Origin of the sequence: Nocardia halotolerans, from assembly GCF_042650145.1 — a bacterium.
Classification (GTDB): domain Bacteria; phylum Actinomycetota; class Actinomycetes; order Mycobacteriales; family Mycobacteriaceae; genus Nocardia; species Nocardia halotolerans.
Genome location: NZ_JBHSDL010000038.1, coordinates 18,066 through 44,593 on the forward strand (window position 1 = coordinate 18,066; position 26,528 = coordinate 44,593).

Consider the following 26,528-nt stretch of genomic DNA (forward strand, 5'->3'; position numbering starts at 1 on the left):
CCGTGTCGGAATGACCTCTGCGCGGCAATTCTGGGAGCACGTATCGATGACGCCGGGAGTGCCGCCCGCGGTTGGTTTACCGCCGGTGCTGCGAGGCAAGCGCAATGGCCCGAAGTGGGCCGGGTACTCGCGCACCATTCGCTACGACCAGTTGTAGGTGCGTTCGACGGCCTTGTTCCATTCGGCGAAGCGCTGGGTGCGTTCGGCTTCGGGCATGGTCGGCTGCCAGGTGCGGTCGGCGGCCCAGTGTTCGCGCAGTTCGTCCGGGCCCGACCAGTAGCCCACGGCCAGGCCCGCGGCGTAGGCGGCGCCGAGGGCGGTGGTTTCGCGGACCACCGGGCGCACGACCGGGACGTCGAGGATGTCGGCCTGGAATTGCATGAGCAGTTCGTTGCCGGTCATACCGCCGTCGACCTTCAGGGTGGTCAGTTCCAGGCCGAGGTGCTGGGCGGCGGCGTCGGCGCGCATGGCGTCGACCACTTCGCGGGTTTGGAAGGCGGTGGATTCCAGGGCCGCGCGCGCCAGGTGGGCCTTGGTGACGAACCGGGTGAGACCGGCGATGACACCGCGCGCGTCGGGGCGCCAGCGGGGCGCGAACAGACCGGAGAAGGCGGGGACGAAGTAGGCGCCGCCGTTGTCGTCGACGCTGCGGGCCAGCGGCTCCACCTCCGCCGCCGAGGCGATGATGCCGAGATTGTCACGCAACCACTGCACCAGTGATCCGGTCACCGCGATCGAGCCCTCCAGGGCGTACACGGCGGGCTCGTCACCGAGCTGGTAGCAGGCCGTGGTGAGTAAACCGTGCTTGCTGAACACCGGCGTCGTTCCGGTGTTGAGAAGCATGAAATTGCCGGTGCCGTAAGTGTTCTTGGCCTCGCCGGGCAGCAGGCACGCCTGACCGAACGTGGCCGCCTGCTGATCACCGAGGATGCCGGCCACCGGTGCGCCCGCGAAGGGCCCGGCGGTGATCTGCGCGTAGACCTCCGAGGAGCTGCGGATCTGCGGCAGCAGCGACATCGGGACGTCGAACTCGGCGCAGATCTGCCGATCCCACTGCAGCGTCCGCAGATCCATCAGCATGGTGCGTGAGGCGTTGGTGACGTCGGTGAGGTGCTCACCGGTCAACTTCCACAGCACCCAGGTGTCCATGGTGCCGAAACACAACTCGCCCGCTTCGGCGCGAGCGCGCACGCCGTCCACGTTGTCGAGGATCCAGCGCAGCTTCGGACCGGCGAAGTAGGTCGACAGCGGCAGCCCCGTGCGGTCGGCGTAACGCTGTGAGCCCTGTTCGCCGCCGAGTTCGGTGCACAGCGCGTCGGTGCGGGTGTCCTGCCAGACGATGGCGTTGTACACCGGCTCACCGGTGGCCCGATCCCACACCACGGTGGTCTCGCGCTGATTGGTGATGCCGATCGCGGCCAGATCGCCGGCCGAGCACCCGCTGTTGCCCAGGGCCGCGCCCAGCACCCATTCGGTGTTGCGCCACACCTCGATGGGGTCGTGCTCCACCCACCCGGGCTTGGGGAAGATCTGCCGATGTTCCCGCTGCGCGGTCCCGACGATCCGGCCCTGCCGGTCGAAGACGATGCACCGACTCGAAGTCGTGCCTTGGTCGATGGCGGCCACATAGCGACGCATTGGTGCAGGCTACCCAACCCCACCTCGCCGAGGGGGCCACTGTCGCAAGCTTTGTCGCCGACGCCGAGGACCGGCGCAGGTCGCTGATCGCCCGCGACAGGCCCACCTTGGCGTCGGCGACCAATCCGAGGTCGGCCCGTTCGGCGTGGCGACCATATTTCCGGCGCGCGGCCCGCCGGAGACGTCACTGCGGGTGTGCGGGCACTACGTTTAGCCTGTACACGGCGGCGCCGGTTGCGGCGTGCGCCTCCCACTGTCGGCTGGGACCGGCCGTTCTCGGTCGGCGGCGAGGAGTCGAGCATGTCGCAGACACCGGAGTTTCCGTTCCTCAACCCTGGTGAGTTGGTCGCCGGCGGGAAACGCGACCGGCTCGGACCGGGGCAACTCGGTCCCGAGCACCGGCGCACCGCCTGGGAGCGCCTGGGCAAGGATCAGTTCGATGTGCTGGTCATCGGCGGCGGCGTGGTCGGCGCCGGGATCGCCTTGGACGCGGCCACCCGCGGGCTGTCGGTCGCGCTGGTCGAGGCCCGCGATCTCGCGTCGGGCACCTCGAGCCGGTCGTCGAAGATGTTCCACGGCGGCCTGCGCTACCTGGAGCAGCTCGAGTTCGGGCTGGTCCGGGAGGCGCTGAAGGAGCGGGAACTGGCGTTGTCGACGCTGGCCCCGCACCTGGTGAAGCCGCTGCGCTTCCTGTACCCACTGACCCACCGGCTGTGGGAGCGACCCTACGTCGCGGCGGGGCTCACCCTCTACGACAGCATGGGCGGCGCGAAATCGGTTCCCGGCCAGCATCACCTGACCCGGCACGGCGCCTTGCGGTTGGCGCCCGGTCTGCGCCGGGACGCGCTGATCGGTGGCGTCACCTATTACGACACCGTGGTCGACGACGCCCGCCACACCATGACCGTGGCCCGCACCGCGGCCCACTACGGTGCGGTCATCCGCACCTCCACCCAGGTCGTCGGGTTGCTGCGGGAGGCCGACCGGGTCGTCGGCGTGAAGTTGCGCGACACCGAGGACGGGCGGACCGGTGAGGCGCGCGCGAATGTGGTGATCAACGCGACCGGCGTGTGGACCGACGAAGTACAGAGCTTGTCGCATCAGCGGGGACGCTTCCATGTGCGGGCGTCCAAGGGTGTGCACATCGTGGTGCCGCGCGACCGGATCGTCAGCGACGCCGCGATCATTCTGCGCACCGCCACCTCCGTGCTGTTCGTCATCCCGTGGGGTGCGCACTGGATCGTGGGCACCACCGACACCGATTGGAATCTCGACCTCGCCCACCCCGCGGCCACCAAGGCCGACATCGACTATCTGCTCGCGCGGGTCAACGAGGTGCTGGTCACGCCCCTCACCCACGCCGACATCGACGGCGTGTACGCGGGTCTGCGCCCGTTGCTGGCGGGGGAGAACGACGACACCTCGAAGCTCTCACGCGAGCACGCGGTCGCCCGTGTCGCGCCGGGGCTGGTGAGCATCGCCGGCGGCAAGTACACCACCTACCGGGTGATGGCGGCCGACGCGATGGACGAAGCGGCCCAGGACATTCCGGCCCGGGTATCGCCGTCGATCACCGAGAAGGTGGCGCTGCTCGGCGCCGACGGCTACTTCGCCCTGGTGAACCAGACGGTGCAGTTGGCCGAGCACTACGGCATCCACCCCTACCGCATGACCCACCTGCTCGACCGCTACGGCTCGGTGGTCGACGAGGTGCTTGCCCTGGCGGCGGGCAAACCCGAACTCCTGCAACCGATCACCGAAGCCCCGGCCTACCTGCAGGTGGAGGCGGTGTACGCGGCGGCCGCCGAGGGCGCGCTGCACCTCGACGACATCCTGGCCCGGCGCACCCGCATCTCCATCGAATACCCCGACCGTGGTGCCGACAGCGCCGAGCAGGTCGCCCACTTGGTCGCGCCGGTGCTCGGCTGGGACACCGATGACATCGACCGCGAAGTGGCCACCTACCGGGCCCGGGTGCGCGCGGAGATCGAGTCGCAAACCCAACCCGACGACACCTCGGCCGATGCCCTGCGGGTCGCGGCGCCCGAGCCCCGCCCGCAACTGCTGGAGCCGGTGCCGCAGGACCAGTGAGCCCGGCATGGTCGCGCACTGCTCGGTTCGATCCGCCAGAGTTGTGTCGGTGCGTGTCGGACGCGGTGGAACGTAATGCGTGCCCGGAGAAGAGCGCGGGCGCAGCCACGGCGGTCCCCGATCCGACAGTCGAGCCGGGATCTTCGGGCCGGTCGACTGCGGCACCGAGGGGCTCACCCGCGACGATGCCATCGCCGGTGTCGTCGACCCGGTCCGTGCTGAAATCGTCGCGCTTGTGTCGGGCAGATGCGCAGGGACACGTGGGTGCCCGAAGTGGGGCCGGTGGGTCCGGCGCGCGGGGGCAGTGGGGCCGGTGGGTCCAGTGTGCGGGGTCAGGCGGGGGCCGGTTGGCAGCGGGGGCAGAAGTAGATCCCGCGTTCGCGCTGGGTGATGCGGTCGGCCGGGTCGTCTTCGCCGAGGAGCTGCGAGGCGATGGCCGTGCCGCAGCGGGGGCAAGGGCGGCGGGTGCGGCCGTAGACCATCGGTCGCCACGGCGGTTGGTGGGCGGCCTTGCCGAGGACCCGGTGGGATTCCTCGACCAGGGCCGGTAGGTCGGGGATATCGGCGACCGGGGTTTCCGGATGGACGCGGCGCAGGAAACAGATCTCGCTGCGGTAGATGTTGCCGATACCCGCGAGGTTGCGCTGGTCGAGCAGGGCCAGGCCGATGGCCCGGGCCGGATACCGCTCGAGCCGCCGCAGCGCCTCGGCCGCGTCCCAGTTCGGGCCGAGCAGGTCGGGGCCGAGATGGTCGATGACGGTGTGTTCCTCGGCGCGTGCCAGCAGCTGTACCTTGCCCAGAGCGAAGCCGACCGCTTCGACCTCGTCGGTGGCCAGCACCAGCCGCGCGGTGACCCGCGGTTTGGTCCAGCGCTGACCGCAGGGGAACACCCGCCACTCGCCTTCCATCTTCAGGTGGGTGTGGATGCTCACCCGGCCGGTGCGGATGAACAGGTGCTTGCCGTAACTGCCGACCTCGTCGACCCGTTCGCCCACCAGGTCGGCGGTCGCGTACCTGGGGACGCGGAAATCGCTGCGTGTCAACGTCTTACCGGCCAATACCAGACGCAGCCGTTCGGCGGTGCGGAACACGGTGTCGCCCTCCGGCATTCGCCTACACCTGCCTACGCAGTCGCAGGCCGCGCGGGGTCATCGCGAAGCCGGCCTCGACGAGGACGTCGACGAAAGTGTTGCCGTGCACCGTGTCTCCATTGATCTTGTCGATCACCAGTGATTCGACCCGGCGCTCGCGCACCAGCCCGGCCAGTGCCATCGCGGCCGTTCGTCGCAGGCCGATGTCCTCGGTGAAGCTGAGCAGCGTCTTGCCGCCGCGTTCCAGGTACAGCACCAGCTCGCCACCGACCAGCACCACCAGCGCACCGGCCTTGCGTCCCGGCCGGTGCCCGCCCTCGGCGTCGCCCTTCGGCCAGGCCAGCGCGGCGCCGTAGGGGTTCGCGGGATCACAGGCGGCCAGGGCGAGCGCGGCCCCGGTGCGTGGAGTGTCGCGGTCGGTGTCGAAGGAGCGCAGGCGGTCGACGGTGTCGGTGGTGGAGAACTGCGCCCCGCCGAGCGTGTCGACGAAGTAGCCGCGCCTGCACCGGCCGCGGTCCTCGAACTCGGTGAGCACCCGGTACATCAGGGCGAACCCGCCGGGTACCCCTTCGTTCTGCACCGAGCCGCGGGTGAGGACACCGTAGCGCTCGATGAGCTGGTCGGCGGTGGCATGTGCGCGAACGGTGTTGTCCTGCACGCGTTCGGGCAGGATCGACCACCGGCCGGCCAGCGTGGGCGGGCCCGCGCGGGTGGGCATGGCCGGGCGCGGCAGGTAGGCGCGACCACGCGGGGCGCGGCGCGGAGTGCGGTGCGCGGTGGTGCTGCGCGCGGTTCCGGACAGCAGGGCCCGCACCGGGGCGAAGGTGTCACCGGAGACGTAGCCGGCCCACGCCAGTTGCCACAGCGCGTCGCCGACCGCCTTGTCGTCGAGCAGGCCGGTGGCGTCGGACAGCTGACGGAAGAAGTACGCGCCACCACCGCGGATCGTGGGTGGGAGCTGGGGGAGATCGGTCGTGGTCACCGGTTCGAGGTCGGCGCCGAGGGCGACCAGGAGGTTGAGATGGATGTCGGTGGGGTCGATGTCGTCGGGTGGGGGCAGGGTGAAGGGAGCTTGATCGGTCAGGTGCAGGGCGATCCAGCCGTCGCGGGCGGTGATGGCGCCGTGGCCGGACCAGACCACCTCGCCGGTCGCCATCAGTTCGTCGAGCATGGCCGGGCTGTAGTCACGCACCCGCATCGGCAGGATCAGCGATTCCCATGCCGAGGCCGGAACCGGCACGCCCGCGAGTTGTTCGACGACCGTTGCCACCCCGTCGACCCCGCGCAGTTCACCGGAGCCGACGTGCTGCCAGGCGGGTAGGAACCGGCCGAACGCGGCGGTGGACACCGGTTCGACCTCGTGCCGGGCAGCGGCCAGCGAACGCCGCCGCAACCGGCGCAGCACCTGGGCGTCACACCATTCGGCGCCTGCGGAACCCGGTGTGAATTCCCCTTCGACCACCCGTTTCTCGGCGAGCAACCGGTGCAGCGCGGTGGCGGCGACGGCCGAACCCAAGCCGAATCGCTCGGCCACCGCGGCGGTGGTGAACGGTGCGTGCGTGCGGGCATAGCGGCCCACGAGATCACCCAGTGGGTCGGGAACCGGTTCGATGAACGCCGCGGGCACCCCGATCGGCAACGGCACCCCGAGCGCGTCGCGCAACCGGGCCGCGTCCTCCACCGCCACCCACCAGGTGCGACCGGCGAACGACACCTCCAGTGCCCGCCGCGACTCCCGCAACTCGGCGAACCAAGCGGGGGCGTCGGAATCGGCGAGCACGTCTGGCTCGGCGAAGTCGTGGGCGGCGGTTCCCTCGGTCGGAGCCGGTTCTCCGCCACCGTCGAGTGGTGTGGGGACGCAGCGGGCGGCGGCTTCGGTGGGAGTGAGGGGGCCGAGCAGGCGTAACAGGTCGGCGAGGCCCTCCGCGTCCCGGGCGCGGCGTTCGGGAGTGCGGCGCTGGAGTTCCTGTTCGGTGAGCGTGATGACGGCGGGGTCGAGCAGTTCGCGCAGTTCGACGCGGCCGAGGAGTTCGGCGAGCAGGCTGGAATCCAGGGCCAGCGCGGCGGCGCGGCGTTCGGCCAGGGGGCTGTCGCCGTCGTAGAGGAACTGGCCGATGTAGGAGAACAGCAGGGCGTTGGCGAACGGGGAGGGGCTGGCGGTTTCGACCTCGATCAGCCGGATCTCGCGGCGGGCGACCCGGCTCAGCAGGTCGCGCAGGGCGGGCAGGTCGTAGACGTCGCGCAGGCATTCGCGCACGGTTTCCAGCAGGATCGGGAACTGCGGGAATTTGCGTGCCACGTCCAGCAATTGGGCCGATCGCTGCCGTTGCTGCCACAGCGGTGCCCGCTTGCCGGGGTCGCGGCGGGGCAGCAGCAGGGCGCGGGCGGCGCATTCGCGAAAGCGTGAGGCGAAAAGCGCTGAGCCGCCGACCTGTTCGGTGACGATGTCGTCGATCTCGTCGGGTTCGAAGGCGAACAGTTCGGCGCCGGGCGGCTGATCGGTGGTGTCGGGCAGCCGCACGACGATCCCGTCATCGGAGGCGGCCGGCGCGGCGTCGATGCCGAACTGTTCCTGCAGCCGCGCACCCACCGCCAGTGCCCACGGCGCGTGCACCGGGGTGCCGTAGGGGGAGTGCAGGACCAGGCGCCAGTCACCGAGTTCGTCGCGGAATCGCTCCACCACCAGCATGCGGTCGGTGGGCAATTGCCCGGTCGCACCGCGCTGTTCTGTGAGCAAACCCACCAGATTCGCCGTCGCGTTCTGATCGAGCCCGGCGGTACGCACCAGTTCCTCGAGCCTGGCCGCAGGTTTGCCCAGCCCAGCCGACGTGCACTCCACCTCGGCCCGGGGCGCGGGCGTATTTTGCCCCGCCGACGTGGACTTCACCCCGGAACCCATGTTCGCTACGATCCGCGTGAGTTCGTCGGCTGGCACCTGACCCGCCGTGCGCACGAATTCGCCCAGTGCGGCACCCAATTCAGCGGGCCGGCCCAATCCGTCCCCGTGCCAGAACGGCAGCCTGCCCGGCATCCCGAACGCGGGCGAGACCAGCACTCGGTCGAAGGTGATCTCCTCGATCCGCCAGCTGGTCGCCCCGAGCGCGAACACATCACCCACCCGCGACTCGTAGACCATCTCCTCATCGAGTTCGCCCACGCGGGAGGCTTTCTCACCCACCATGAACACCGCGAACATGCCGCGGTCGGGGATCGCGCCGCCGGAGGTGACCGCCAGGCGTTGCGCGCCGGGACGGCCGGTGAGGGTGCCCGCGTCGCGGTCCCACACCACGCGCGGGCGCAGCTCGGCGAACTCGTCGGAGGGGTAGCGCCCGGCCAGCAGGTCCAGCACCGATTCGTAGGCCGAACGGGGCAGGTCGGCGTAGCTGCCGGTGGCGCGGACGGTGTCGAACCAGGCGTCGACGTCGATCGGTTCCAGCGCGCAGGCGGCCACGGTCTGCTGGGCGAGGATGTCGAGCGGGTGCGCGGGGATCTGCAGCAGCTCGATCTGCCCGGAGAGCATCCGCTGGGCCGCGACCGTGCAGTGGATGACATCGGTGCGGTGCTTGGGGAACAGCACACCCCGCGAGATCTCTCCCACCTGGTGCCCGGCCCGGCCCACCCGTTGCAGTCCGCTGGCCACCGACGGCGGCGCCTCCACCTGCACCACCAGGTCCACCGCGCCCATGTCGATGCCCAGTTCCAGACTGCTGGTGGCCACCACGCACCGCAGCCGACCGGTCTTGAGATCGTCCTCGATGATCGCGCGCTGCTCCTTGCTGACCGACCCGTGATGGGCTCGTGCCAACAGTTGCTCGGCGCCGTGGATCACCTCGGTGGACGGCCCGAGCTGGGCGGGCGGCGCGTGCTCGGTGTCCACCGGCGTGCCCAGTCGCGTCGCGTAGGTCTCGTTGAGCCGGGCGGTGAGCCGTTCGGCGAGCCGCCGTGAATTGGCGAACACGATCGAGGAACGGTGCTCGAGCACCAGGTCCACGATGGCCTCGTCGACATGCGGCCAGATCGAGCCGGGCTGGTCGGAGTCGCCGCCGGGATCGGTCATGTCGGCCACCGGGACGCGCACCGACAGGTCGAAGGTCTTGGGTGCCGGTGGGCGCACGATGGTGATCGGTGCGTTGCCCACCAGGAACCGGCCCACTGCCTCGGGCGGTCGTACCGTCGCCGACAGTCCGATCCGCTGGGCGGGGCGTTCGGTGAGCTGGTCCAGGCGCGCCAGCGACAACGCCAGGTGCGCGCCCCGCTTGGATCCGGCGATCGCGTGCACCTCGTCGACGATCACGGTGTCGACCTGGGCGAGGGTTTCCCGCGCCGCGGAGGTGAGCAGCAGGAACAGCGATTCGGGCGTGGTGATCAGGATGTCGGGTGGGGTGCGCTGCATGGCTCGCCGTTGCGCCGGGGTGGTGTCGCCGGAGCGCACCCCCACCGTGATGCCGGGCGGATCCAGCCCCAGCCGTTTCGCCGTCTGGGTGACACCGACCAGCGGCGCCCGCAGATTGCGCTCCACATCGACGGCCAAGGCCTTCAACGGCGACACGTACAGCACCGAGGTGCCGCGCCGGCTGCCCGGTTCCGGTGGCTCGCGCTGGGCGAGCTGATCGATGGCCCACAGAAACGCCGACAGCGTCTTGCCCGACCCGGTCGGTGCGATGACGAGGGTGTGCTCCCCGGCGGCGATGGCCGCCCACGCGCCGCGCTGGGCCGGCGTCGCTCTGGGGAAGGCGCCGTCGAACCATTGCGCGGTCGCGGGGGAGAACCGGTCCATGTCACCCAGTGTGCACCGGGCCACCGACAATCTTGCCGAGGTCATGCCCGCCGACCTGCGCGGACAGGTGCGCGACGGCGGCCGCGACCCGGCTGGGCCACCTGGAGTGTGGCGTGGATCGCACCCCTGGCTACGCTGGGCACTCGTGCAAACGGTGCTGAGAGTCGACCTGATCGGCCATGGCCTCACCGAGGCGGTACGTAAGGCGCGATTCCCTGTTGACGAACCCCTGGACGAGTCGGGGCTGTCCGCGGTGCGTGCGTGCGCGCCGCTGGCCGACGCCCAGGTGCGCACGGCGCCGGAGCGCCGGACCAGGGAGACCGCGGCGGCATTGGGATTCACCGGTGAGCAGGACGCGCGATTACGGGATCTCGATGCCGGTTCGTGGCGGGGCAGTGAGATGGGGAATCTGGCGCAGGACCAGTTGTTCTCCTGGCTCACCGATCCCGAATTCCGTGGGCACGGTGGCGAATCGGTGACCGATCTGGTGGCGCGGGTGCGGTTCTGGCTGGCCGAGACGGCCTCGGCGGGTCGCGACACCGTGGCGGTGACTCATCCGGCGGTGATCAGGGCGGCGTTGCTGGTGGTGCTCGACGCGCCGCCGAAGTCGTTCTGGCGCATCGACATCGCGCCGGCCAGCGTCACGCGCCTGCACCATCGCGGGAACTGGACGCTGCGATTGGGCCACGGATAACGAAGAAGGCCCCGGAGTCGAAACTCCGGGGCCTTCTTCGTAGTAGCGGGAACAGGATTTGAACCTGCGACCTCTGGGTTATGAGCCCAGCGAGCTACCGAGCTGCTCCATCCCGCGTTGCAAAGACAACATTACACGCCGATGGGCAGAAGGCGAAATCGGTGCTCTGATCAGCCGAAATGGATTCCCTGGGCGAGTGGGAGCTCGGTGGAGTAGTTCACCGTGTTGGTGGCGCGGCGCATGTAGGCCTTCCAGGAATCGGACCCGGATTCGCGGCCGCCACCGGTGTGCTTCTCCCCGCCGAACGCGCCGCCGATCTCCGCACCGGAGGTGCCGATGTTGACATTGGTGATGCCGCAGTCCGACCCGGCGATGAACTGTTCGGCCTCGCGCTGGTCGAGAGTGAAGATCGACGAGGAAAGCCCCTGGGGCACGGCGTTGTTCAGTGCGATCGCCTCGTCGAGGTCGTCATAGGTGAGGATGTACAGGATGGGTGCGAAGGTCTCCTCGCACACCAGATCGCTCTGCCGCGGCATCCGCGCCAGCGCGGGACGCACGTAGAAGGCCTGCTCGCCGATGAGTTCGACTCGTGAACCGCCGCAGACGATCTCACCGCCCTCCTCCTGGGCGCGCAACAGCGCCGCCTGCATCGCGATGTAGGCGCGTTCGTTGATCAGCGGGCCGACCAGCACCCCGTCGTCGAGCGGATTGCCCACGTGCAGTTGGTCGTAGGCGGTGGTGAGTCGCTCGACGAGCTCGTCGACGAGCGAGCGGTGCACGATCAACCGCCGCAGGCTGGTGCACCGCTGCCCGGCCGTGCCCGCCGCCGCGAAGACGATGCCGCGCACCGCCAGTTCCACATCCGCGCTGGGCGCGACGATCGCGGCGTTGTTGCCGCCCAGTTCCAGCAGGCAGCGGCCGAACCTGGCGGCGACCCGCGGCGCGACGGTGGCGCCCATCCGCACCGACCCGGTGGCGCTGACCAACGCGACCCGGGTGTCGCCGACCAGTGCTTCGCCCACCGCCGCGTCACCCTGGACCAGCTGGTGCACTTCGGGGTCGGCGCCTACGTCCAGCGCGGCCCGGCGCAGCAGTGTGTGGCAGGCCAGCCCGGTGAGCGGGGTGGTCTCCGAGGGCTTCCACACCACCGTGTCACCGCAGACCAGCGCGATCGCGGTGTTCCACGACCACACGGCCACCGGGAAGTTGAACGCCGAGATCACCCCGGCCACCCCGAGTGGGTGCCAGGTCTCCATGAGCCGATGGCCTGGCCGTTCCGAGGGCATGGTGACGCCGTAGAGCTGGCGCGACAGCCCGATCGCGAACTCGCAGACGTCGATCATCTCCTGCACTTCACCGAGCGCTTCGGCGCCGATCTTGCCCGCCTCGAGGGTGACCAGCTCGGCCAGTTCGTCCTGGTGCGCCACCAGCAGCTGGGCCAGCCTGCGCACCAGCGCGGCGCGCACGGGGGCGGGCACGGTGCGCCACGACCGGAATGCGGTCGCGGCCCGGCCGATCGCGGCGTCCACGTCGGCGGGGGTGGAAGCGGTCAACGGCAGCAGTACGCCGCCGGAGATCGGGGTGCGCGCCGCCAGCGTGCCGGGCTCGGGCACGGCGGCGCCGAGGCTGCGCAGCAGGGCTCGGGCGCGCAACGACAGCTGCTCGGAGAAGTGCTCGGTCACGGTGTGGGTCATCGCTGTCCACCTTCTGCTGTTGGTACGACTCACGGAAATGTTGTCTGGATTTCGGAGGAGAACAGAAAGAAGTTTCCTCCGCGCAACCCCCGCGCTGGGTTAGCCTTCGCTGATGGCGGATTCACCGGCTAGACCCCAGCTCGACGACATCGACCGACTGCTGATCAAGGAACTGATGGTCGACGGTCGCGCCACGTTGTCGAACCTGGCGGAGAAGGCCAGCCTCTCGGTCTCAGCGGTGCAGTCGCGGGTGCGCAGGCTCGAAGCGCGCGGGGTGATCCGCGGGTACGCCGCGCACGTGGACCCCGAAGCGCTCGGGCATCTGTTGTCGGCATTCGTCGCGATCACTCCTCTCGACCCGTCCCAGCCCGATGACGCGCCCGCATTGTTGCAGCACATCCCCGGTATCGAGGCGTGCCACTCGGTGGCGGGCGAGGAGAGCTACGTCCTGCTGGTGCGAGTGGCCTCACCGCGGCATCTCGAACAGTTGCTCGCCGAGATCAGGTCCACCGCCAACGTACAGACGCGCAGCACCATCATCCTGCAGACATTCTATGACAGGTAACGATTCTTCGTAATTGTTCCGTGCTTCCATAGAGCTGACGAAAATATTTGCGTACTCTCGGGGGCGTGACCATCGAACTGGAGCGCCCCGGCGCGGCGGTCACCCCCGCCAACCGGGTCCACGAAATCCTGTCCTCGCACATCCTCGCGGACGGCTTCGATCTTGTGCTCGACCTACACAAGTCGCACGGCCGCATGCTCGTCGACGAACGCGACGGCACCGCCTACCTCGACCTGTTCGGCTTCTTCGCCTCCAATGCCCTCGGACTGAACCATCCCGCCCTGGCCGCCGACGACCGATTCCGGGCCGAACTGGCCACCGCCGCACTGAACAAGCCGAGCAATTCCGATATCTACACCGTGGAGATGGCTCGTTTCGTCGAGACCTTCGCCCGCGTGCTCGGGGATCCGCGGCTGCCGCACCTGTTCTTCATCGACGGCGGAGCGCTCGCGGTCGAGAACGCGCTGAAGGTCGCTTTCGACTGGAAGAGCAGGCACAACGAAATGCACGGCCGCGACCCCGAACTCGGTACCAAGGTGCTGCACCTGACCGGGGCGTTCCACGGCCGCAGCGGCTACACCATGTCGCTCACCAACACCGACCCGGTCAAGGTCGCGCGCTTCCCGAAATTCGACTGGCCGCGCGTGGACACCCCGCACACCTACGCCGGCCCCGATATCGCCGAACTCGAAGCGCGCGCGCTCGCCCAGGCCGCCGCCGCCTTCGCCGAGTATCCGCACGACATCGCCTGCTTCATCGCCGAACCGATTCAGGGCGAGGGCGGCGACCGCCACCTGCGCGCGGAGTTCCTGCTCGCCATGCAGCAGCTGTGCCACGACAACGACGCCCTGTTCGTCCTCGACGAGGTGCAGACCGGCGCGGGGCTCACCGGAACGGCCTGGGCCTACCAGCATTTCGGGCTCGCCCCCGATGTGGTGGCCTTCGGCAAGAAGACCCAGGTCTGCGGGATCATGGCCGGTGGACGCGTCGACGAGGTGGCCGACAACGTATTCCGGGTGAGTTCACGGCTGAACTCCACCTGGGGCGGCAACCTCACCGACATGGTGCGTGCGCGGCGCATTCTCGAAGTGCTGGAGAAGGACCGGCTGATCCAGCGAGCGGGCCCACTCGGGAAGTTCCTGCTCGACCAGCTGCACCAGCTCGCCGCCGCACATCCGGACAAGGTGAGCGAGGCTCGTGGTCGCGGGCTGATGTGCGCGGTCACGCTGGCCACGCCGCAGCTGCGGGACCAAGTGGTGACGGCGATGCGCGAACGCGAGCATGTGCTGCTGCTCGGCACCGGGGAGCGCGGTATCCGGTTCCGCCCGCCGCTGACCGTCACCGAAGACGAGCTCGTCCGCGCCGTCGACGCGCTCGATGCCGTGCTGACGCGCGAACGTAGCTGACCCGCCCGCCGGACTCCGAAAAGCGGAGTGCGGCGGGCTAGCTCGCATTTTGCCGACCGGGGTCCTAGGGTCGGTGAACATGCCGCGACTGAGTCAGAGAACAGTGCGAATAGGACAAATTGCTGCCGCGTTGCTGCTCGCCGTCACGGCCGGGTGCACCTCCAGCGAAGCGGGTACCGTCGACACCCCTGCTCCGACCCCTGCGCCACCGGAAATGCCCGCGCACATGAGCGACCCGCTGCCGGGGATGCCGCCGCCGCTCTCACCCACCGACATCTATTCCGCCAACCGGGAACTGAGCCCCGCGGTCGCCGACCACCGCCCGCTGGTCTACGTGCCCAACAGCAAATCGAACACCGTGACCGTGATCGACCAGCACACCTTCGAAGTGCTCGACACCTTCTCCGCGGGCGGGCAGGAACCGCAGCACGTGGTGCCGTCCTACGACATGCAGACCCTCTACGCCACCAACGACCTGCCGATCGGCGGCGGCAGCCTGCTCCCCATCGACCCGCGCACCGGAGCGCCCGCGGGTCCGGCCATCCCGGTCCGCGACCCGTACAACATGTATTACACGCCCGACGGTGAATTCGCGCTCGTCGTCGCGGAGGCGGACAAATCGCTGGACTTCTACGACCCGGTGAGCTGGCAGAAGCTGCACGCCCTGCCGGTGCCCGACTGCGCCGGTGTCGACCACATGGACTTCACCGCCGACGGGCGATTCGCCCTGGCCAGTTGCGAATTCATCGGGCGCATGGCGGTGATCGACATCGCGCAGCGCACCCTCGTCGAGATGATCGACCTGCCCGGCGGCCGCGACGGGATGCCCCAGGACGTGAAGCTCTCGCCCGACGGGCACGTGTTCTACGTCGCCGACATGACCGCCGACGGCATCTACACCTTCGACGCGCACACCTTCGACAACACCGGCTTCATCCCCACCGGCAAAGGCACGCACGGCCTCTACATCACCCGCGACTCCAACCGGATGCTGATCACCAACCGGCAGGAGGGCAGCATCTCGGTGTGGGACTTCGCCGCGAACGCCCTGGTACACAAGTGGTTCCTGCCCGGCGGCGGCAGCCCCGACATGGGCAACCTCTCGGCGGACGGGAAGGTGTTCTGGGTGTCGGGCCGACACGACGCCGAGGTGTACGCGATCGACATCGTGAACTGGAATCTGCTGGCGCGCATCCCGGTGGAGCAAGGCCCGCACGGGCTGACGGTGTGGCCGCAGCCGGGGCGCTACTCCACCGGGCACACCGGTGTCATGCGATAGGGGCCTGTCAGGCAGGTACCGGAGTCAGCCCGAGTGCGCCGGCGACGAAGCGGTGGACCGAAGCCAGACCGGCCGAGAGCGCCTCGTCCTCGCCGGGGCGCGCCCAGCCGGTGACGGTGGCGGTGTCACCGTCACCCGGGGTCACGCCGATCTCGGCGACCAGCTCGGCGGTCGTCGGCACGCAGACCGCCCAGGAGAAGTGGGATTCGTCGGCCCACTGGGCGCTGCGAGTGGGGACGTAGTCGGGATCGGTGATACCGCCGTCAGCGAGCGCCGGGCGGTCGTCGATGCGTTCGTCGGCGCGCAGCGCACGCAGATACCAGGACCCGGCGTTGATCTCGATAGGTTCCACGGCCTCAGCTTAGAGGTCGGCTCTGGGGCGGTCTCCGGCGCTCGGCGAAGGCTCAGGGGATCGCGTGCCCGGAACTCGGCGAGGATCAGGGACGTGGAGGTGGCGCTGAGGCCGGGGCGCCAGCCGGGGCAGCTCACCGGGCAGGTCGTCATGGGAGCGCCCGGTGCGCCCCACGGGTCGGCGACGAACCAGGTCGCGGTGGAACGCCCGGATCCCGCTTGCGCCAAATGCTGACCGGGCTGTGCAGCTCGACACGGGTCGTCCTCGCCGGCTACAGCCAGGGTGCCGACGGCATCGGTGGGGAGGTAGTCCAGGACTTGGCGAACGCCGCGAGGTCAGGGGCCGGCAGGTGGTGACCATCCGGGTCGTTTCAGGCAGGGTGCACGATGTCGTCGAGGGTGGTGTGGGCAGCGGCTCGGCCGATATCCAGCGCTCGGGTGAGCAGATCGGTGTCGCGGGCGGCGCTCTCGACAGCGGGGGAGCCGGTGGGTGGGTGGATCTGGAGCACCTTGTCGCCGAGGTCGGTGAGGGCCCGGTCCTCCAGGGCTTGCTGTCCGGGGCGCTGGGTCCAGGCGCGGTAGGCGCCGTGCGCGATCGTGCGCATGTAGCCGCCGCCGACCACGCGGTGCAGCAGGGAGGCCGGTGGCCGCAGCTCGTCGGTGCGGCGCGTGCGCAACACCAGGGCGTGGGTGACGCCCGCGCGCACCGCCATGCGGATCGGGACGGATTCGGCGAGCCCGCCGTCGAGGTAGCCCGCGCCGGCGAGCACGACGGGCGGCCCGGCCAGCAGCGGCAGACCCGCCGAGGCCCGTAACGCGGTGAGCAGGGTGGCCTTGTCGACGATGTGCGGCGCGAGGTCCACCGCCTGCCCGGTCCGGATGTCGGTGGCCACCGGGTGGAAGCTGGTCGGGTTGGCCAGGATCGCCGGGAAGTCCATCGGTTCCACCCCGTCGTAGACCCCGTGCACGAGGTAGTGCAGGTCGAAGACCGGTCGTCCGCGCACGATCCGCACCGGGTCGACCACGCGGCGCATGATCGTGGGATCGGTCCACGAGCGCATCCCGGTCGCGGCGCGCCCGCACAGCAGCCACGCGCCGTTGAGCGCACCCGCGGAGGTGCCGTAGACGGCGTCGAAGATCGTCGACAGGCCGAGCTCCTCGAGCGCCTGCACCATGCCGCTGGAATACACCCCGCGGCTGCCGCCGCCCTCGATCACCAGGGCCAGCCTGTTCCCGTCGGCGCGGTGCCCGGACAGGTGGCGCGCCCGGATCACCTCGGCCGCCGTGGCGGAATCCGGCGCCGAAAGCGGGCCCTTGGCGGCGGTCGCAGTACTGGTCATCTGCTCCACAATACGACGATCCGCGACGGCCGAAACGGCTCGAGCAGTGATCTTCACCGCTCGTTCACCCCGGCGAACGCCGACCCGATGAACGACAAAAGCGGCCCGATCGCAAAGATCGGGCCGCTTGTTGTCGAGTACTTCTTACTTGATCTCCGCCAGGACCGTGCCCTGAGTGATCGCTGAACCCGCCGCGACAGTCAGCCCGGTGACCACACCGGCCTTGTGCGCGTTGACCGGGTTCTCCATCTTCATGGCCTCGAGCACCACGATCAGGTCGCCTGCCTCGACGGTCTGGCCCTCTTCGACGGCCACCTTCACGACGGTGCCCTGCATGGGCGCGGTGATCGCGTCACCGGAGGCCGCACCGGCACCGGCGCCACCGCGCTTGCGCGGCTTCGGCTTCTTGCGGACCACACCGTTGCCTGCCGAACCGGCCGCACCGCCACCGAGGGTGAACTGCCCGGGCAGCGACACCTCGACCCGGCGTCCGCCGACCTCGACGACGACCTTCTGGCGCGGCAGCTCCTCGTCGTCATCGGCCGCGGCGCCACCGGCGGTGTAGGGCTCGACGGTGTTCTTCCACTCGTTCTCGATCCACTTGGTGTAGACGTCGAAGCTCTGGCCGTCACCGATGAAGGCCGGGTCGTCGATGACCGCGCGGTGGAACGGGATGACCGTGGCCAGCCCCTCGACCTCGAACTCGGCCAGCGCGCGACGCGCCCGCTGCAGTGCCTGCTCGCGGTTCTCGCCGGTGACGATCAGCTTGGCCAGCATCGAGTCGAACTGACCGCCGATGACGCTGCCCTGCACCACACCGGAATCCACGCGCACGCCGGGGCCCGAGGGCTCGCGGTAGACGGTGACCGGACCGGGGGCGGGCAGGAAGCCGCGACCGGCGTCCTCACCGTTGATCCGGAACTCGAAGGAGTGACCACGCGGGGTGGGGTCCTCGGTGATGGTGAGTTCCTCGCCGTTGGCGATGCGGAACTGCTGGCGCACCAGGTCGATGCCCGCGGTCTCCTCGGTGACCGGGTGCTCCACCTGCAGGCGGGTGTTCACCTCGAGGAACGACACGGTATCGCCCTGCACCAGGTACTCCACGGTGCCCGCGCCGTAGTAGCCGGCCTCGCGGCAGATGCGCTTGGCCGACTCGTGGATGGCCGCGCGGACCTCGTCGGTGAGGAACGGCGCGGGCGCCTCCTCGACCAGCTTCTGGAACCGGCGCTGCAGCGAGCAGTCGCGGGTACCGGCGACGACCACGTTGCCGTGCTGGTCGGCGATCACCTGGGCCTCGACGTGGCGGGCCTTGTCGAGGTACTGCTCGACGAAGCATTCGCCGCGGCCGAAGGCGGCGACGGCCTCACGGGTCGCGGACTCGAACAGCTCGGGGATCTCCTCGATGGTGTGGGCCACCTTCATGCCGCGGCCACCACCGCCGAACGCCGCCTTGATGGCGACGGGCACGCCGTACTCCTTGGCGAACGCGACGACCTCGTCGGCGTTCTTGACCGGGTCCTTGGTGCCGGCGGCCATCGGCGCCTTCGCCTTCTCGGCGATGTGGCGCGCGGTGACCTTGTCACCGAGGTCGCGGATGGACTGCGGGGAGGGGCCGATCCAGATGAGCCCGGCGTCGATCACGGCCTGGGCGAAGTCGGCGTTCTCGGAGAGGAAGCCGTAACCGGGATGGATCGCGTCGGCACCGGACTTGGCGGCGGCGTCGAGAATCTTGTCGAACACGAGGTACGACTCGGCCGAGGTCTGACCGCCGAGGGCGAATGCCTCGTCGGCGAGCTTCACGAAGGGAGCATCGGCATCGGGCTCGGCATACACCGCGACGCTGGTGATCCCAGCGTCCTTGGCAGCCCGGATCACGCGGACCGCGATCTCGCCGCGGTTAGCTACGAGTACCTTCGTGATCCGTGCGCTGGCATGGCTGGGCACTGAGCCTCCTGTGTGCAATATCTGGTCGCGTCGGGGAACGGTCGCCGGTCAGGCCCCGTGCCCGGTATCGACAACTTTCGTCTCGGGCGAGTGTAGGCAGTGTGCCAATACTGCTCGAACTCGGCTAGCCCTACTGTCGAGTAGGTCGCAGGTCACATTACGCGGGCGTAGGTGATGTGAACCCGTTTCAATTCATCCGGTCGACGGTGCCCGGCTCGGTTCCCCGCGCGATCGGCAGCCGCACCGAGTTGCCCCATTCGATCCAGGAACCGTCGTAATTGCGCACCGACCTGCGACCGAGCAGGAACGTGAGCACGAACCAGGTGTGGCTCGAGCGCTCGCCCACCCCGCTGTAGACGACCAGGTCATCGGCCGGAAGGGCGCCGTAGACCGCGTCGAGCTCGGCGCGCGAACGGAACCGGCCGTCGACGGTGCAAGCCTGGGTCCAGGGGATGTTCACCGCGGTGGGGACGTGCCCGCCACGCTGGGTCGCCGACGGCGGACCGGCCGCGGCGGCCGATCGCAACCACGCCTGCCCGCGCGGGGAGGCCGCGACCTCGGCGTCTGCGGGGCTGGACGGCATGTCCCCGTCTCGGCCGGAGTACTCCGCGGCCGAGCGCACGTCCACCAGCGGGGCGCCGAGCCGGCCCAGCACGTCCTCCCGGAACGCGCGCGCGGTGCTGTCGTCGCGCACGACCTCGGGATAATCGCTCGCGGCGGGGACTGGCAGGTCGAAGGTGGTGTCGCGTTCCTCGGAGATCCAGGCGTCGCGGCCGCCGTCGAGCAGGCGCACGTCCTCGTGCCCGAACAGGGTGAAGATCCACGCGGTGTGCGCGGCTTGGGCATTGCCGCGATCGCCGTAGATCACCACGGTGTCCTCGCGCCGGATACCCTTGGCGCGCATCAGTGCGGTGAAACGCGGACCATCGATGTAATCGCGGGTCACCGGGTCGCTCAGATCGCCACGCCAGTCGATTTTGACCGCACCCGGGACATGGCCGATGTCGTAGAGCAGGATGTCATCGTTGGACTCGACAATCTTCACACCGGGCACGCCAATGTTTGCCGACAGCCATTCGGTGGTTACCAATCGATGTGGGACTGCGTAGGAACCGAAGGCGGGGTGCGGATCCGGGGCGACGGGCACGGTGTGTTCCTTCACGCGGGGAGTAGGGCGGGTGCGACAGTGTGGGTCGCACCCGATGGTATGTCGGTGGTGGCACTTCACTAATCGACGCAATGGACGAATAATGCGCAGGGCCGTCCGATAAAGTCTCTGGAGAGGAGGGGTGAGCTATGTCCGATTCTTGGCCGCGGCGCCGACTGCTCGCGATCCTACGTGGCGCCACCGAGCCTCTCGATGCCCAGGAACTGGCCAGGATCACCGGACAGCACGTCACCACCGTTCGTTTCCACCTCGACGTTCTCACCCGGGAATCGCTGGTTCGCCAGTTCCAGCAACCTCCGCGCGGCCGCGGACGACCGCGCATCGGCTACCGGGCCGTGCAGCGCTCGGTGGGCTATCAGGAACTCGCGCAGGTACTGGCCGACCATCTGGGCCCCGACCCGGTCAGCCGCTCGGCCGCGGCCGTCGCCGCGGGGCGGGCCTGGGGCGCGCGGATGGACGTCGGCGCGCAACCGGTGGAGACGCTGGCCGACGCCCGCGACATCACCATGACGCTGATGTCGGAACTCGGCTTCGCCCCGGAGAAGGACCCGGTCGGCGAAACCCCCGAACACGTGCAGATCAATCTCACCGCCTGCCCGCTGCGGGAACTGGCCCGTTCGCACTCCGAGGTGGTGTGCGGGGTCCATATGGGCCTGATGCGGGAGGTACTCGAACGCCACGGTGCCCGCGGACGCGTCGACGTGCAGTTGCACCCGTTCGCGGAGCCGGATCTGTGCACCGCCCGGCTCGAACTCACTCTCGGTGCGGAGAATCCCGCGCACGCCGCCGTGGCCACGGAGGCCGGCGAGGAACGGGTGATCACACCCTCAGGCCCGCGGGTCCCGCCACAACTGCGTGACACCGACACCGACGTCTTCGAGCAGCCTGCGCAACAGCGGTAGCCCGATCCCGATGACGCTGGACGGGTCGCCTTCGATCCGGTCGACGAACCAGCCGCCCAGCCCGTCGAGGGTGAACGCGCCCGCCACCTGCAGCGGTTCCCCCGAAGCGATGTAGGCGTCGAGTTCGCCGGGATCCGGCTTGGCGAAATGCACCGTGGTGCTGCTGCACTCGGCCGACTCGGCCACGACCTGCCCCTCGCGCAACCGCAGCACACAGTGCCCGGTGATCAGATCGGCGCTGCGCCCGGCCATGGTCGCCCAGCGCTCTCGCGCCACCTCGGGGGTGTGCGGTTTGCCTTGTAACCGCCCGTCCACGAGCAGCATGGAATCGCAGCCGACGACGACACAGTCGGCGGCCAGTTCCGGAATCGACGCCGCGACATCGACGGCCTTGGCGCGAGCCAGGGCGACGACGATGTCGGGCGAGGAGGTGTCAGGGGGTAGCGCGGCCGCGACGGCGTCCTCATCCACACCGGACACGCGCACCACGGGATCGATGCCCGCGGTGCGCAGAATGCCCAGCCGGGCCGGTGATGCCGAGGCCAATACCAGCCTGGTCACCCGGTCAGCGCAGATGCGACAGCAGCGGGTACACGTACGGCGAGAACGGGGAGTTGCCCCGGTGCATCAGCGTCGCCTGACCCCAGCTGTCGACCGGACCGGACCGCACCCCGGCGGGCGCACTGGCGGCCGCCGCGCTCAGCACCGCCACCAGCGCCGCGAGGTCCTGATCGGTGGGTGCGCCCTTGAGCACGCGGAACATCGGTTCACCGACCGGTTCGGCGGGGACCTCGGCCACCGCGTCCGCGGACAGTTCAGCTTCTTCGACGAGCGGTTCGACGACGAGCTCGAGCTCGGCGGCTGTCAACACGTCTTCTTCTGCCACAGTTGTCACAGTGCCAGATCCTTCCTGCACTCACATCGCTTCACAGCGCGGTTGACGCGATCATTCCCGGTGCAACCGCGCTGATCAATAGTTGCTTCCCACAACCAGTGTGCGCGGCCTACCGGGGATATCGCGTTTTCAGAGCGGAATGTTGCCGTGTTTCTTCGGCGGCAGGGTCACCATCTTGCGCTCGAGCAACCGCAGCGCCGACACGATCTGGCCGCGGGTGTGCGAGGGCGGGATGACCGCGTCGACGTAGCCACGCTCGGCCGCGACGTAGGGGTTCACGAGGGTGTCCTCGTACTCGTTCTGCAGCTCGAGGCGCAAAGCGTCGACGTCCTCGCCGTTCTTGGCCGCTTCGAGCAACTGCTTGCGGTAGACGAAACCGACAGCGCCCGAGGCGCCCATCACGGCGATCTGCGCGGTCGGCCATGCCAGGTTCACATCGGCACCCATGTGCTTGGAACCCATCACGTCGTAAGCGCCGCCATAAGCCTTGCGGGTGATGATCGTGATCTTGCCCACAGTGGCCTCGCCGTAGGCATAGAGCAGCTTCGCGCCGCGCCGGATGATGCCGTTGTACTCCTGGCCGGTACCGGGCAGGAAGCCGGGCACATCCACCAGCGTGATGATCGGGACGTTGAACGCGTCGCAGGTGCGCACGAAGCGCGCGGCCTTCTCCGAGGCGTCGATGTCGAGGCAGCCGGCGAACTGGGTGGGCTGGTTGGCCACGATGCCCACGCTGCGCCCGTCGACCCGGCCGAAGCCGACGATGATGTTCATCGCGCGCTCGGCCTGCACCTCGAGGAACTCGTCGTCGTCGAGCAGCCGGCGGATCACCTCGTGCATGTCGTAGGGCTGGTTCGGCGAGTCCGGGATGATCGTGTCGAGCTCGATGTCCTCGTCGGTGAGCGAGTCCTCGAGCGCGCCCATGATCGGGTCGGTGGGCTCGTGCCGCGGCGCCTCGGCGCGGTTGTTGCTGGGCAGGTAACCGAGCAGGTCCTTGACGTAGTCGAGGGCGTCCTGCTCGCCGGAGGCCACGTAGTGGGCCACGCCGGACTTGACCATGTGGGTGTGCGCGCCACCCAGATCCTCCATGGTGACCTCTTCACCGGTGACGGTCTTGATCACGTCGGGGCCGGTGACGAACATCTGCGAGGTCTGATCGACCATCACCACGAAGTCGGTGAGCGCGGGGGAGTACACGTGCCCACCGGCGGCGGCGCCCATGATCAGCGAGATCTGCGGGATCACGCCGGAAGCCTGCACGTTGCGGTGGAAGATCTCGCCGTAGAGGCCCAGGGAGACGACGCCCTCCTGGATGCGCGCGCCCGCGCCCTCGTTGATGCCGACCAGCGGGCGACCGGTCTTGATCGCCAGGTCCATCACCTTGACGATCTTCTCGCCGTAGACCTCGCCGAGGGAACCACCGAACACGGTGACGTCCTGGGAGAAGATGCACACGTCGCGACCGTCGATGGTGCCGTAACCGGTGACGACGCCGTCACCGAGCGGGCGGTTGCTCTCCAGGCCGAAATTCACGCTGCGGTGCTTGGCGAGGGCGTCGAGTTCGACGAAGGAACCCTCGTCGACCAGAGCGAGGATGCGCTCACGCGCGGTCATCTTGCCCTTGGCGTGCACCTTGTCGACCGCGGCCTCACCCATCGGGTGTTGCGCTTCTTCCAGCCGATTCCGCAGATCAGCCAGCTTCCCGGCGGTGGTGTGGATATCGGGGGCGCCCGCCGATTCCGAGGCGGGCTGCTGCTGGACACTCGTCATGGGTTGCGAGTGTAACCAGTGACACCGTCGCGCACCACGGCAGTTCCCCTACCGGCCAGTACAGAAACCGCAGCTAGGCGTACCCGGGAATTCGCTCCCGCGGGCCCGCTGTGTGGTGCCGATCGTTGCCCGGGGCGGCGGGTAGCGTGCCAGGGATGAACAGGGAACCGATCGATGCGCAGCGGCTGCGCGGCTCACTCGTCTCCCCGGCGCCGGTGTTCTTCGACCGCATCGATGTGGTCGAGTCGACCGGGTCGACCAACGCCGATCTGGTCGCCCGGGCCACCGACCCGAACGTCGATCGCCAGGCGCTGCTGGCCGAGGAACAGGTCAGCGGCCGGGGCAGACACGCCCGTTCATGGGTGAGCCCGCCACACGCGCAGATCTCGCTGTCGATTCTGGTGCGCCTGCCCGGCATCGATCCGGCCGCCCTCGGCTGGCTGCCGTTGCTCACCGGCATCGCGGTGGTCGACGCGCTGCGCGGCACCGCCGGTCTGGCCCCGGAACTGAAGTGGCCCAACGACGTGCTGCTCGACAACCGCAAACTCGCCGGCATCCTGGCCGAGGTCGCCGCCACCGGTGTCGCGCCCGCCGTGGTGGTCGGGGTGGGCCTCAACGTCGACCTCGACGAGTCGGAGCTGCCGGTGCCGCACGCCACCTCGCTCGCATTGGCCGGAGCGCAGACCACCGACCGCACCGACTTGGCGGCGGCGATCCTCACCGAGTTCGCGCGCCGGTTCACCGACTGGGAGCGGGCGGGCTGGGCGACGGCCGAGCTCGCCACGGCCTACCGGGAGCGCTGCGCCACCATCGGGATGGATGTACGCGCCGAACTGCCCGGCGGCAAGATCGTCACCGGCGTGGCCACCGGGGTGGACGACACCGGCAGACTGCTGATCGGCGACGAAGCGGTGTCCGCGGGCGATGTGACCCACCTGCGCGGGCAGTATTGATGGCTGTGTTTATGGCGGCTGGTGCCGCGTGTTCGCGGCCCCCTGGTGGCCCGTCGGTCAGGCACTGTGGCTTGCTCCTTCGTCGCCTACGCCACGGCACCTGACCGACGGGCCGGGCCGCGAACGCTCCTTGTCCTGACCGACTGTTGGGTAGCGAACGCTCGCCGTCGCCTGACTGACTGTTGGGTAGCGAACGCTCCCTGTCCTGGCCAACGGTCGGCTGGCGAACGCTCCCGTGGCATGGGCCAACGCTCGGGCAGCGATCGCTCCCGGTGGTGACCGACTGGCCGGGCCGCGAACGCTCCCTATGGTCGGTTGTCAGCGTGAGGCGGCCCCGGCTCAGTTGCGTTCGGCGACCTCGCGCTCGCGGGCCAGCAGCCGGTCGCGCTGCTCTTCGAACTTCAGCACGTCCTTTTCCAGCTGTGCCAGGAACTGCCCGAGTTCCTCGCGTGCCGCTTCGCCCTGTGGGCCGAAATCGTTGCGGCCGAAGATGTTCCACTGCTTGAGTACCGGCAGGACTACCTCGTCGAGGTGCTGGCGCAGGTCGTAGATGCCGTGCTTGGCCATCAGCACGCCGTTGCGCCGCCAGTTCGGCATACCCGCGCCGGGCATCTGAAAGTTGGTGAGCACTTTGGTGATCGCGGGCATCGCCTGATCGGGCACCAGGTCCAGCGCCGCCGCGCACAGGTTGCGGTAGAAGATCATGTGCAGGTTCTCGTCGGTGGCCACGCGCGCCAGCATGCGGTCGGCGATCGGGTCGTCGCAGACGCGGCCGGTGTTGCGGTGGCTCACGCGGGTGGCCAGCTCCTGGAAGGTCACGTACGCGACGTTGACCAGGAAGCCGCCCCAGTTGGCCGGTGCGTGCGCGCCCTGGGTCATGTGCACCATCCGCGCGTTCTCCAGCGCCACCGGGTCCACGCCGCGGGTCACGACCAGATAGTCGCGGATGACGATTCCGTGCCGGTTCTCCTCGGCGGTCCAGCGGCCCACCCAGGTGCCCCAGGCGCCGTCCTGGGAGAAGTTCTCGGCGATCTCGCGGTGGTAGGAGGGCAGATTGTCCTCGGTGAGCAGGTTGGTGATCATTGCCGCCTTGGCGACATCGGTGAGCTTGGATTGACCTGGCTCCCAATCGATTCCGCCCATCGCGGCGAAATTGCGACCTTCGTCCCACGGCACGTAGTCGTGTGGATTCCAGTCCCTGGCGATGGTCAGGTGCCGATTGAGATTGTCCGCGGCCACCGGTTCGAGGGCGGTGAGGATTTCGAGCTGAGTCAGAGCTTTGGTCACGCGTGCCTCCACTGTCGGTGTCGAGCAAGCAGATATGGGCAAAACCTGGCTTCTAGCGCGGAAGCCACAGTATCGCCTCGGCCGTGGCATCGAGAAATGCGGTGTGCCAGCGCGGTACTGTGCGGATATGGGTTACCCGGAGGATGTTCTCGCGCCCGACGAGCAGCTGATCCTGCACCGCCACCCGCATTGGAAGATGCTGGTGTGGCCGGTCGTCACCCTCATCGTGGCCACCGCGCTGGCCGGTTTCCTCGGTGGCCTCGTCTGGCGCAACACCACCGGCAACGTGCGCACCGTGCTGCTGCTGCTGATCGGGCTGGTGTGGACCGGGCTGCTGGTGTGGCGGGTGATCGCGCAGGTGATCGCCTGGAAGTCGACGCATTTCATCGTCACCGAACGGCGGGTGCTGGTGCGCCAGGGCGTGATCACCCACACCGGGATCGACATCCCGCTCAGCCGCATCTCCAGTGTGCAGTTCAGCCACGGCGTCTTCGACCGGCTGCTGGGCACCGGCACGCTGATCATCGGTTCCTCGTCGGAGGAGCCGCTCGAATACGACGACATCCCCCAGGTGCAGCAGGTGCATTCGCTGCTCTACCACCAGGTTTTCGAAGCGGGCCGCTCCACCAGCGAGCAGCACTGGGGCGGCGGCTATCAGTGAGCTGCCCGAGCACTCTGTCGAG

General features: G+C 69.1%; 20 protein-coding genes and 1 tRNA gene. 8 read left to right on the forward strand and 13 right to left on the reverse strand.

Annotated elements, in window-relative coordinates:
• Window positions 1-141: 141 nt before the first annotated feature.
• A complete protein-coding gene (gene glpK / locus ACFO5K_RS26180; RefSeq protein WP_378568390.1) occupies window positions 142-1,638 on the reverse strand; it encodes a glycerol kinase GlpK in 1,497 nt (498 codons plus the stop codon).
• Between the two features lie 300 nt (window positions 1,639-1,938).
• Between glpK and glpD the strand changes: the two genes are divergently transcribed.
• Complete coding sequence (glpD, locus tag ACFO5K_RS26185) at window positions 1,939-3,729, forward strand: glycerol-3-phosphate dehydrogenase (protein WP_378568392.1); 1,791 nt, start codon at window positions 1,939-1,941, stop codon at window positions 3,727-3,729.
• 332 nt (window positions 3,730-4,061) lie between these two features.
• On the opposite strand, the gene ACFO5K_RS26190 is transcribed toward glpD, so the two are convergent.
• Complete coding sequence (locus tag ACFO5K_RS26190) at window positions 4,062-4,838, reverse strand: Fpg/Nei family DNA glycosylase (protein WP_378568394.1); 777 nt, start codon at window positions 4,836-4,838, stop codon at window positions 4,062-4,064.
• A gap of 4 nt (window positions 4,839-4,842) precedes the next feature.
• Window positions 4,843-9,597: an Lhr family ATP-dependent helicase gene (locus ACFO5K_RS26195; protein WP_378568396.1), complete on the reverse strand. Its 4,755-nt coding sequence runs from the start codon at window positions 9,595-9,597 to the stop codon at window positions 4,843-4,845.
• Here ACFO5K_RS26195 and ACFO5K_RS26200 point away from each other — a divergent pair.
• Window positions 9,596-10,291, forward strand: coding sequence for a histidine phosphatase family protein (locus ACFO5K_RS26200; RefSeq protein WP_378568398.1), 696 nt, complete (start codon window positions 9,596-9,598; stop codon window positions 10,289-10,291). The two genes, ACFO5K_RS26195 and ACFO5K_RS26200, sit on opposite strands and share 2 nt — an antisense overlap.
• A gap of 43 nt (window positions 10,292-10,334) precedes the next feature.
• Here ACFO5K_RS26200 and ACFO5K_RS26205 read toward each other — a convergent pair.
• Together ACFO5K_RS26205 and amaB are read right to left on the reverse strand one after the other, a co-directional pair.
• A tRNA-Met gene (locus ACFO5K_RS26205) sits at window positions 10,335-10,408 on the reverse strand.
• A gap of 53 nt (window positions 10,409-10,461) precedes the next feature.
• Window positions 10,462-11,985, reverse strand: coding sequence for an L-piperidine-6-carboxylate dehydrogenase (amaB, locus tag ACFO5K_RS26210; RefSeq protein WP_378568400.1), 1,524 nt, complete (start codon window positions 11,983-11,985; stop codon window positions 10,462-10,464).
• 112 nt (window positions 11,986-12,097) lie between these two features.
• Between amaB and ACFO5K_RS26215 the strand changes: the two genes are divergently transcribed.
• From ACFO5K_RS26215 to ACFO5K_RS26225, 3 genes are all read left to right on the forward strand, one after another.
• Window positions 12,098-12,550 (forward strand): Lrp/AsnC family transcriptional regulator, encoded by a 453-nt coding sequence (locus ACFO5K_RS26215; protein WP_378568402.1) that lies wholly within the window; start codon window positions 12,098-12,100, stop codon window positions 12,548-12,550.
• 65 nt (window positions 12,551-12,615) lie between these two features.
• On the forward strand, window positions 12,616-13,956 hold the full coding sequence (gene lat / locus ACFO5K_RS26220; protein ID WP_378568404.1) for an L-lysine 6-transaminase: 1,341 nt from the start codon (window positions 12,616-12,618) through the stop codon (window positions 13,954-13,956).
• A 226-nt stretch (window positions 13,957-14,182) separates the two neighbouring features.
• Entirely contained in the window at window positions 14,183-15,235 is a 1,053-nt protein-coding gene (locus tag ACFO5K_RS26225) for a YVTN family beta-propeller repeat protein (protein WP_378568406.1), read from the forward strand.
• A 7-nt stretch (window positions 15,236-15,242) separates the two neighbouring features.
• Here the strand turns inward: ACFO5K_RS26225 and ACFO5K_RS26230 are convergent, their stop codons facing one another.
• The 4 genes from ACFO5K_RS26230 to ACFO5K_RS26245 form a co-directional block, all read right to left on the reverse strand.
• Window positions 15,243-15,587, reverse strand: a complete 345-nt coding sequence (locus tag ACFO5K_RS26230; RefSeq protein ID WP_378568408.1) for a hypothetical protein — start codon at window positions 15,585-15,587, stop codon at window positions 15,243-15,245.
• 370 nt (window positions 15,588-15,957) lie between these two features.
• Window positions 15,958-16,926, reverse strand: a complete 969-nt coding sequence (locus ACFO5K_RS26235) for a patatin-like phospholipase family protein (protein WP_378568410.1) — start codon at window positions 16,924-16,926, stop codon at window positions 15,958-15,960.
• A gap of 144 nt (window positions 16,927-17,070) precedes the next feature.
• Window positions 17,071-18,870, reverse strand: a complete 1,800-nt coding sequence (locus tag ACFO5K_RS26240) for an acetyl/propionyl/methylcrotonyl-CoA carboxylase subunit alpha (protein WP_378568412.1) — start codon at window positions 18,868-18,870, stop codon at window positions 17,071-17,073.
• 187 nt (window positions 18,871-19,057) lie between these two features.
• Window positions 19,058-20,017: a sulfurtransferase gene (locus ACFO5K_RS26245; protein ID WP_378568586.1), complete on the reverse strand. Its 960-nt coding sequence runs from the start codon at window positions 20,015-20,017 to the stop codon at window positions 19,058-19,060.
• Window positions 20,018-20,166: 149 nt separating this feature from the next.
• Between ACFO5K_RS26245 and ACFO5K_RS26250 the strand changes: the two genes are divergently transcribed.
• Window positions 20,167-20,940, forward strand: a complete 774-nt coding sequence (locus ACFO5K_RS26250) for a helix-turn-helix transcriptional regulator (RefSeq protein WP_378568414.1) — start codon at window positions 20,167-20,169, stop codon at window positions 20,938-20,940.
• Here the strand turns inward: ACFO5K_RS26250 and ACFO5K_RS26255 are convergent.
• From ACFO5K_RS26255 to ACFO5K_RS26265, 3 genes are all read right to left on the reverse strand, one after another.
• On the reverse strand, window positions 20,866-21,501 hold the full coding sequence (locus ACFO5K_RS26255; RefSeq protein ID WP_378568416.1) for a Maf family protein: 636 nt from the start codon (window positions 21,499-21,501) through the stop codon (window positions 20,866-20,868). The genes ACFO5K_RS26250 and ACFO5K_RS26255 overlap by 75 nt on opposite strands.
• Before the next feature lie 4 nt (window positions 21,502-21,505).
• Window positions 21,506-21,835, reverse strand: coding sequence for an acyl-CoA carboxylase epsilon subunit (locus ACFO5K_RS26260; protein WP_378568418.1), 330 nt, complete (start codon window positions 21,833-21,835; stop codon window positions 21,506-21,508).
• A 129-nt stretch (window positions 21,836-21,964) separates the two neighbouring features.
• Window positions 21,965-23,605, reverse strand: coding sequence for an acyl-CoA carboxylase subunit beta (locus ACFO5K_RS26265; protein WP_378568420.1), 1,641 nt, complete (start codon window positions 23,603-23,605; stop codon window positions 21,965-21,967).
• A gap of 155 nt (window positions 23,606-23,760) precedes the next feature.
• On the opposite strand from ACFO5K_RS26265, the gene ACFO5K_RS26270 reads away from it, so the two are divergent.
• Window positions 23,761-24,558 carry a biotin--[acetyl-CoA-carboxylase] ligase gene (locus ACFO5K_RS26270; protein WP_378568422.1) on the forward strand — a complete coding sequence of 266 codons (798 nt, stop codon included), beginning with the start codon at window positions 23,761-23,763 and terminating at the stop codon, window positions 24,556-24,558.
• Between the two features lie 339 nt (window positions 24,559-24,897).
• Here ACFO5K_RS26270 and ACFO5K_RS26275 read toward each other — a convergent pair whose 3' ends face one another.
• Window positions 24,898-25,845 (reverse strand): acyl-ACP desaturase, encoded by a 948-nt coding sequence (locus tag ACFO5K_RS26275; protein WP_378568424.1) that lies wholly within the window; start codon window positions 25,843-25,845, stop codon window positions 24,898-24,900.
• A gap of 127 nt (window positions 25,846-25,972) precedes the next feature.
• Here ACFO5K_RS26275 and ACFO5K_RS26280 point away from each other — a divergent pair, with 127 nt between their 5' ends.
• Window positions 25,973-26,506 (forward strand): PH domain-containing protein, encoded by a 534-nt coding sequence (locus ACFO5K_RS26280; protein WP_378568426.1) that lies wholly within the window; start codon window positions 25,973-25,975, stop codon window positions 26,504-26,506.
• Window positions 26,507-26,528 lie beyond the last annotated feature (22 nt).

Coding starts and splice junctions, on each gene's coding strand:
- amaB (WP_378568400.1), bottom strand. CDS start 11,985: ATGACCCACACCGTGACCGAGCACTTCTCCGAGCAGCTGTCGTTGCGC.
- glpK (WP_378568390.1), bottom strand. CDS start 1,638: ATGCGTCGCTATGTGGCCGCCATCGACCAAGGCACGACTTCGAGTCGG.
- ACFO5K_RS26200 (WP_378568398.1), top strand. CDS start 9,596: ATGTCACCCAGTGTGCACCGGGCCACCGACAATCTTGCCGAGGTCATG.
- ACFO5K_RS26280 (WP_378568426.1), top strand. CDS start 25,973: ATGGGTTACCCGGAGGATGTTCTCGCGCCCGACGAGCAGCTGATCCTG.
- glpD (WP_378568392.1), top strand. CDS start 1,939: ATGTCGCAGACACCGGAGTTTCCGTTCCTCAACCCTGGTGAGTTGGTC.
- ACFO5K_RS26190 (WP_378568394.1), bottom strand. CDS start 4,838: ATGCCGGAGGGCGACACCGTGTTCCGCACCGCCGAACGGCTGCGTCTG.
- ACFO5K_RS26225 (WP_378568406.1), top strand. CDS start 14,183: ATGAGCGACCCGCTGCCGGGGATGCCGCCGCCGCTCTCACCCACCGAC.
- ACFO5K_RS26270 (WP_378568422.1), top strand. CDS start 23,761: ATGAACAGGGAACCGATCGATGCGCAGCGGCTGCGCGGCTCACTCGTC.
- ACFO5K_RS26215 (WP_378568402.1), top strand. CDS start 12,098: ATGGCGGATTCACCGGCTAGACCCCAGCTCGACGACATCGACCGACTG.
- ACFO5K_RS26250 (WP_378568414.1), top strand. CDS start 20,167: ATGTCCGATTCTTGGCCGCGGCGCCGACTGCTCGCGATCCTACGTGGC.
- ACFO5K_RS26195 (WP_378568396.1), bottom strand. CDS start 9,597: ATGGACCGGTTCTCCCCCGCGACCGCGCAATGGTTCGACGGCGCCTTC.
- ACFO5K_RS26235 (WP_378568410.1), bottom strand. CDS start 16,926: ATGACCAGTACTGCGACCGCCGCCAAGGGCCCGCTTTCGGCGCCGGAT.
- ACFO5K_RS26265 (WP_378568420.1), bottom strand. CDS start 23,605: ATGACGAGTGTCCAGCAGCAGCCCGCCTCGGAATCGGCGGGCGCCCCC.